Below are 6309 nucleotides of genomic sequence, written 5' to 3' on the forward strand. Positions count from 1 at the left end.
GTCTTATACCGCCCGCACCTACTGAACAGTCGCAGCCATTTATTCGCTTCGGTGAGTTCGCAGGTGCTGAAGCCTCTATGTCCAGTCTAGAGGACTTTACTATTGCTGAGTGGCAACCGACCAACAAACAGCTAGATGGCGAATAAGTACATTCTTGACACTCACGCTTTGGTTTGGTTCTTGGAAAGTAATAAGCGTTTGAGCCAATCTGCTAAAGCAGTCATGGAGCATATTGATAGCGAGATGGTTCTGCCCCTCATCGCTTTGGCAGAAGCAACCATTATCATTGAACGAGGACGCACAACTATTCCAGACGTACAGCCATTCCTGCATGCAGTGTACGAAGATCCTCGTATTGAAATTTATCCTCTTACTCTCGAAGTCTTTGATCGTAGTCAAACGCCTGAAGGGCTAAAGATTCCCGAATTGCACGACAGGTTCATTGTTAGTACGGGATTGCATTTACGAGATTTGGGTCACGTGGTGAAGATGTTGACCAAAGATGAGGCTATCACTGATGCAGGGGTTCTTGATGTCCTTTGGTAAGCTCTGCCAATACCAGAGTCAGCGGCCTAACCACACGCTGCAACGGACGCGCCCACGCGCACATCGAATATTTCCCATGTCTTGTTCTTGGCCGGTATGCTAAAAGGGCGCGCCGTTGAGCTTAGCTGTTGGCTGGCGAAGCAATGCCAAGGAGGTTGCCAGTGGCTGAAGCAGGTAATACGATCAGGCGAGCGGCCGAAGCGGATGTGCCGATCATTGTTGCACTGAACCATGCCCTCTTTCAGGAAGATGCTGGTCAGCGAGACCCTTTTATGAACCTCAACTGGCCTCACGAAGAAGGGGAAGACTACGTCACGAAACTTCTCCACAGCGAGAAGAGCATAGGGATGCTGGCCGAAAGGAAAGGGCAGGCGATTGGCTATCTGGTTGGCTATTTGAAGCCGAGTTCAAGCTTGCGTCCGGTGAGAATAGCTGAGCTGGAAAGTATGTACGTTGGAGAGGAACATCGAAGCCAGGAAGTAGGCCAACAACTTGTGAGCAGGTTCCTAGAGTGGGTTCGGGAACAGGGCGCAGAAAGGGTAAGTGTGACAGCATACGTAGCGAATGAAGGAGCCGTATCCTTTTACAAAAGGATGGGCTTCATCCCCAAAAATCTAACGCTTGAATTAGGGCTGTAGTGGAAGGGGTCCGATGACAACGCACCGCCAGCTAACCCCTGCTGCAGCCGACCCGCCTCCGCTGGCGCTTTGGTGGACAGCTGAGTTTGGCCGTTAGACCGCATGAACGATTAACTCCACAACAATGAGCAACAACGACCAAAGACGGCGTCTGCTCATTCGGCTCAATCAGCGTCTGGTTCGAGAAGGTTGTAACCTCATGACCTTGCTGAAACTAGAGGAGCGCGTATGTCACGCGGTTCGAGGTGGTGGCCTGTGGTTTACCCAAGCAGGCTTAGCCGCGGCTCGCCGGGTGTATCCTCGAGTCCAACGACTCGTCTCTGTCAAAGGCCGAAAAGAGGAACCATGCCCGAACTTCGCTTCGACCGCTACTACCGCTACGACGACCTGAGCGCCATCCTGAACGGTTTTGTCGAGGAGCACCCCGAGCTCGTTCAGCTCAGCAGCCTCGGCAAGAGTCACGAGGGCCGCGACATTTGGCTTGTGACCGTCACCAATACCGCGACAGGGCCGGCGGGGGAGAAGCCCGCCCTGTGGATCGACGGCAACATCCACGCCACCGAGGTCTCGCCGTCCAGCGCCTGCCTCTACTTCATCGACAAGCTGCTGAGGGGCTACGGTGCGAACGAGGCCGTCACCCGCTGCCTCGACACGCGGGCCTTTTACATCTGCCCGCGCGTCAACCCCGACGGGGCGGAGTGGGCCTTGGCCGACAAGCCCAAGGTAATCCGCTCCTCGACGCGGCCCTACCCTTACGACGAGGAGCCCGTCGGCGGCCTGGTGAGCGAGGACATCGACGGTGACGGCCGCATGCTGATGATGCGTATCCTAGACCCGCACGGCCCTTGGAAGGCGGCGGAAGAGGAGCCCCGTCTGATGGTGCGCCGCGAGCCCACGGAGACGGGCGGGCGCTACTACCGCCTCTTGCCCGAGGGCAGGCTCGAGGACTACGACGGCTTCATGATCGAGCCTCAGCGCGTCAAGGAGGGCCTCGATCTAAACCGCAACTTCCCCGGCAACTGGCGCTCCGAGGGCGAACAGCGGGGCGCGGGGCCCTACCCCACCTCGGAGCCCGAGGTGCGGGCCGTCGTCGACTTTATCGCCAAGCACGCCAACCTCACCGGCGCGATTACCTTTCACACCTTCAGCGGCGTATTGTTGCGCCCCTACGGCCACCAGAGCGACGAGAGCTTTCCCGCCGAGGACCTCTGGACCTACCAGAAGATCGGCGAGAAGGGCACGGAGCTCACGGGCTACCCCAACATCTCGGTCTATCACGACTTCCGCTATCACCCCAAGGAGGTCATCTCCGGGGTCTTCGACGACTGGCTCTACGACCACTTCGGGCTCTACGCCTGGACGGTCGAGATCTGGAGCCCGCAGCGGCAGGCGGGTATCACCGGCCACAAGTACATCGACTGGTACCGCGAGCACCCCGTAGCGGACGATCTCAAGATGCTGAAGTGGAATGACACCGCCCTGGAGGGCAAGGGTTACATCGACTGGTATGGGTTCGAGCACCCGCAGCTCGGCGCGATCGAGTTGGGCGGCTGGGACGCGCAGTACGCCTTTCGCAACCCGCCACCCGAGTTCCTGGAGCGCGAGCTGGCGCTCTTTCCCGACTGGCTCGTCTGGCACCTGTTGATCTCGCCCAGGCTCGAGCTTTTAGAGAGTAAGGCCGAGCCCCTGGGTGAGGGCAATTACCGGGTCACGCTGGTCGTGCAAAACAGCGGCTGGCTACCCTCTTACGTCAGCAAGAAGGCGGTGGAGCGCAAGGTGGTCCGGGGCCTGGTCACGGAGATTACCCTGCCCGAGGGCGCTCTTCTCAAGACGGGCAAACTGAGGGAAGAGGGCGGGCAGCTCGAGGGCCGCGCCTACAAGCCCTCGGCCGCGACCATCTGGCTCGCCGACCCGACCGCCGACCGCGCCAAGTTCGCGTGGGTGGTTTATGCGCCGGAGGGTGGCAGCGTCAGCCTGGTCGCGCGCCACGACCGGGCTGGGGTGGTGAGGGCCGAGCTCACGCTGGACTAGCCGCTGTGGTTGACGAGCCGGCCCTGTCAAGGTTTTGTTACGGGACACGGACTAAGCTCACAGCGTATCGCGCAGTCGCGCCGCCGCGCTGGAATGAACCTGGCTTGGCGGTGAGATACGAAGTCAGACACTGGAGGTAGACGATGTTGAACTCCCTACAAGACCTGTTCGAGCACGAACTCAAGGACCTCTACAGCGCCGAGACGCAGATCTCCGAGGCGCTTCCCAAGATGGCCCAGGCGGCCACTTCCAGCCAGCTCAAGCAAGCCTTCGAGAACCACCTCGAGGAGACGCAGGAGCAGATCGGCCGCTTGGAAGAGATCGGCGGCAAGCTGAATATCACCCTGACGGGTGAGACCTGCGAGGCTGCCAAGGGCCTCATCAAAGAGGGTCAGAACCTCATGAAGGAGGGCGCCGCCGACGAGGTCATGGACGCCGCCCTGATCGGCGCCGCCCAGCGCATCGAGCACTACGAGATGGCCGGCTACGGTTGCGCCCGCAACTACGCCAAGCTGCTCGGCCACGACGACGCGGCTCAGCTTCTCCAGAAGACCTTGGACGAGGAGAAGAGGGCGGACGAAAAGCTCAACGGCATCGCCGAGAGCAAGATCAACGAGCGGGCCATGAACGCCTGAGGCAGTCAGGACAGCTGCGCCATAACACTCTGGCGCGAGGGCCGCACTTTACGGTGCGGCTCTCTTTTCGTGAGACAGAGGTCACGTCAGTGTTTAATTAGTGCTTAATCCGTTCGTATAGAACGTGGTTGGCGGCCTGTGCGGCCATCGCGCCCTCGTGGGCGGCGCTCACCACCTGGTGGCTGTGCTTGTCGCTAACGTCGCCCGCCGCGAAAAAGTCACGCAGGCTGCTGTGGTTCTTGTCGTCGATGCAGATATGCCCCGCCGGACTGAGTTCCAACGGCAACTCCGCCAGCGCTGCTACCCTGGGCGTGCTGCCCAGGAGGCTGAAGAGATAATCGGCTTCCAGTTTCGGGCCGTTCGCCAGCTCGACCGCGAGCGGGGCCTCGGCCTCGGCCCTGACCCGCTTCACGCTGCCCGTCAAGACGGGGACGCCCTCGGCCTCGAGCGCTGGCTTCAGCGCCTCGAGTGCGCTGCCCGCTTGAGTGAGCACGGTGATGTCGCGCGTGTAGCTGAGAAACTGCAAGACGGTCCCCTCGCAGTCGGCCCGGTCGGCGAAGACGAGGATGCGCTTGCCCAGGGTGCGCCAGCCGTCGCAGGCGATGCACCAGAAGAGCCGCTTGCCGACGAGACGCCTTGCCCCCGCAAAGCTGGGCCAGTGATCGCGCACGCCCGCCGCCCAGATGACGGTGCGGCCGCACAGGTCGCCTCCGCTAGGCTGAGCGCGTAGCCCTCCGGCGAGGGCCACACGCGCGTCACCTTGCCCTCCTTGAAGCTCGCGCCGAAGCGCTCGGCTTGGGCGCGGCCCAAGGCGTGCAGGCGGCGCGCGCCGACGCCGCCGGGAAAGCCCAGATAGTTCTCGTTGCGCTGGCCGTAGCTCCAGCGGCCGTCGCCGTCGTCTACGACCAGCGTCTTGCGCCGGAAGCGGCCCATATAGATGGCCGCCGAGAGACCGGCCGGTCCGGCTCCGACGATGATGCAGTCCCAGAGGGCTTGTTCGCTCATCCGCCGTACTTCGCCTTGCTAACGCTCCGGCATGATCAGCCAGAGCACGAGATAGGGCAGGAGGCCGATGCCGGCGAACACGAAGGCCAGGACAAAGGCGATCCTGATCATCGAGGCGTCGATCTTGTAGTACTCGGCCAGGCCGCCGCAAACCCCGGCGATGATGCGCTCCTTTTTGCTTCTCTTGAGTCGCTTGGTGCTCATGAGTTCATTTTAGCAGCCTGGTGGCGTGTTGGCTGTCCTTGGATCAAGAGGCGCTCTTTAGGCTTTCTCTAAGACAACCTTTCGAAGGGACCAACGAGCAAAGTTTCCCCGGCTCCAAAGCCTCGAGGAGCAAACCGAGCCAAGAGCGCCTGGGACGTGGCTTGTGGCTGCTCGCTCAGGGTCGGTTCTTGTCTTACCGGGTAGAGAGGTAGGCCGGAACGAGCAGACCAAAAAAACCTCCGAAAAAGAGCGTGATGATACCCGAGAGGAAGGCGATCGTGACTAGGCTGAAGCGCTTGGTCAGGTTCTTCGCTTGCAAAAGAGCCATCGACAGGACCGTCGCGGCCAGACCGCCAACGAACCTGCTCACCCTGAAGGCCAGTTCCGCGTCATTGGTTACGACGTTGAAGACAAGAAAGGAGACCAAGGCGCTAAGAGCGAGAAACACGAAAAGGTAGATGAGGTAAAAACCCGCCGCCTCGAGCGGGCTTCTCGTGTAGGCAAGGTCGGTCGGGTTCTTGAACACAGCAGCTAGCAGTATAGCCCGTCCGAGGTTTTCGAGGGGGTGTCGGGCAAGGAGGGGATCCTGGCAGAAAGCGGTTTCAGCCGCGCCACCCTGTCGATCGACATGCTCCCGGGCGGATTCTCGAGAAAGACCCCGACACTACGTCCTGCCAAACAACTATATGGCTTGCCAAACCTCGTGCCCCGTCATCTCGAGCAGCCTTCGCGCGTCCGGGATTTGACATCTCTGGACGCCGTCTAGCTCGAGGGAACGGCGCACATGGCCGCCGCGCTGCTCGCCCGGGGCGCGCGCGGCGACCGGGAGCAGGCCGCTTTCTACCTGGATAACCTTCGCCTGGCGCAGGCCGAACTGGGCCGGGGGCAAACCGTCGGCGGCGAGCCGATTCCGGGCGGTATGGGCGTCGTCGCCGCCTCGAGCACGATCGATACCGGCTACGGCTTCTCGTACTTCCCTCAGCTTCATGTCGGCGCCACCGCCTGGTACCTGATGGCTTCCCAGCGCGGTAACCCGATGCAGCTCCTCAAGGGGCGCGGGCGGGGCCTCGGCGACGTCTACTGACCCGCTTACCTTACGCAAGCCCTGCTATAGCCTTGAGGCGTCTTAGTTCGTCGAAAGATGCCTGAAGGGCTTTGAGGTAGAGTTTCGAGCGCAAAGCGAAGTGGTTGAGTTTGACTTCGACCCGCATCACTTCAAGCTTTACAAAGGCGTAGATAGAAGCGAAAAC

Annotated in this window: 9 protein-coding genes; 5 read left to right on the forward strand and 4 right to left on the reverse strand. The window is 60.9% G+C overall.

All coding sequences use genetic code 11. From position 1 onward, the window contains the following. Positions 1–135: 135 nt before the first annotated feature. The 4 genes from M3498_15255 (at position 136) to M3498_15270 (ending at position 3850) form a co-directional block, all read left to right on the forward strand. Positions 136–546, forward strand: coding sequence for a PIN domain-containing protein (locus tag M3498_15255; protein ID MDQ3460638.1), 411 nt, complete (start codon positions 136–138; stop codon positions 544–546). 161 nt (positions 547–707) lie between these two features. Further along, the gene (locus M3498_15260; GenBank protein ID MDQ3460639.1) at positions 708–1184 is read left to right on the forward strand and encodes a GNAT family N-acetyltransferase; all 477 of its coding nucleotides are present in this window, start codon (positions 708–710) and stop codon (positions 1182–1184) included. A 345-nt stretch (positions 1185–1529) separates the two neighbouring features. Beyond that, positions 1530–3215, forward strand: coding sequence for a M14 family metallopeptidase (locus M3498_15265; protein MDQ3460640.1), 1686 nt, complete (start codon positions 1530–1532; stop codon positions 3213–3215). Positions 3216–3358: 143 nt separating this feature from the next. Beyond that, positions 3359–3850: a ferritin-like domain-containing protein gene (locus tag M3498_15270; GenBank protein ID MDQ3460641.1), complete on the forward strand. Its 492-nt coding sequence runs from the start codon at positions 3359–3361 to the stop codon at positions 3848–3850. A 97-nt stretch (positions 3851–3947) separates the two neighbouring features. On the opposite strand, the gene M3498_15275 is transcribed toward M3498_15270, so the two are convergent. The 3 genes from M3498_15275 to M3498_15285 all read right to left on the reverse strand — a co-directional run bounded on the left by M3498_15275 (position 3948) and on the right by M3498_15285 (position 5585). Beyond that, positions 3948–4598, reverse strand: coding sequence for an NAD(P)/FAD-dependent oxidoreductase (locus M3498_15275; GenBank protein MDQ3460642.1), 651 nt, complete (start codon positions 4596–4598; stop codon positions 3948–3950). Positions 4599–4873: 275 nt separating this feature from the next. Further along, positions 4874–5059, reverse strand: a complete 186-nt coding sequence (locus M3498_15280) for a PspC domain-containing protein (GenBank protein MDQ3460643.1) — start codon at positions 5057–5059, stop codon at positions 4874–4876. Between the two features lie 193 nt (positions 5060–5252). Continuing rightward, positions 5253–5585: a hypothetical protein gene (locus M3498_15285; protein ID MDQ3460644.1), complete on the reverse strand. Its 333-nt coding sequence runs from the start codon at positions 5583–5585 to the stop codon at positions 5253–5255. 258 nt (positions 5586–5843) lie between these two features. On the opposite strand from M3498_15285, the gene M3498_15290 reads away from it, so the two are divergent. Further along, positions 5844–6143, forward strand: a complete 300-nt coding sequence (locus tag M3498_15290) for a hypothetical protein (GenBank protein MDQ3460645.1) — start codon at positions 5844–5846, stop codon at positions 6141–6143. Between the two features lie 10 nt (positions 6144–6153). Here M3498_15290 and M3498_15295 read toward each other — a convergent pair. Beyond that, the coding region (locus M3498_15295; GenBank protein ID MDQ3460646.1) for an IS701 family transposase at positions 6154–6309 on the reverse strand (156 nt) is incomplete at its 5' end.

This window comes from Deinococcota bacterium (assembly GCA_030858465.1).
Taxonomy (GTDB): Bacteria; Deinococcota; Deinococci; order Deinococcales; family Trueperaceae; genus JALZLY01.

Bases quoted from the DNA above. Each gene is read 5' to 3' on its own strand.
- M3498_15255 (MDQ3460638.1), top strand. From the start codon at position 136: ATGGCGAATAAGTACATTCTTGACACTCACGCTTTGGTTTGGTTCTTG.
- M3498_15265 (MDQ3460640.1), top strand. From the start codon at position 1,530: ATGCCCGAACTTCGCTTCGACCGCTACTACCGCTACGACGACCTGAGC.
- M3498_15270 (MDQ3460641.1), top strand. From the start codon at position 3,359: ATGTTGAACTCCCTACAAGACCTGTTCGAGCACGAACTCAAGGACCTC.
- M3498_15280 (MDQ3460643.1), bottom strand. From the start codon at position 5,059: ATGAGCACCAAGCGACTCAAGAGAAGCAAAAAGGAGCGCATCATCGCC.
- M3498_15290 (MDQ3460645.1), top strand. From the start codon at position 5,844: ATGGCCGCCGCGCTGCTCGCCCGGGGCGCGCGCGGCGACCGGGAGCAG.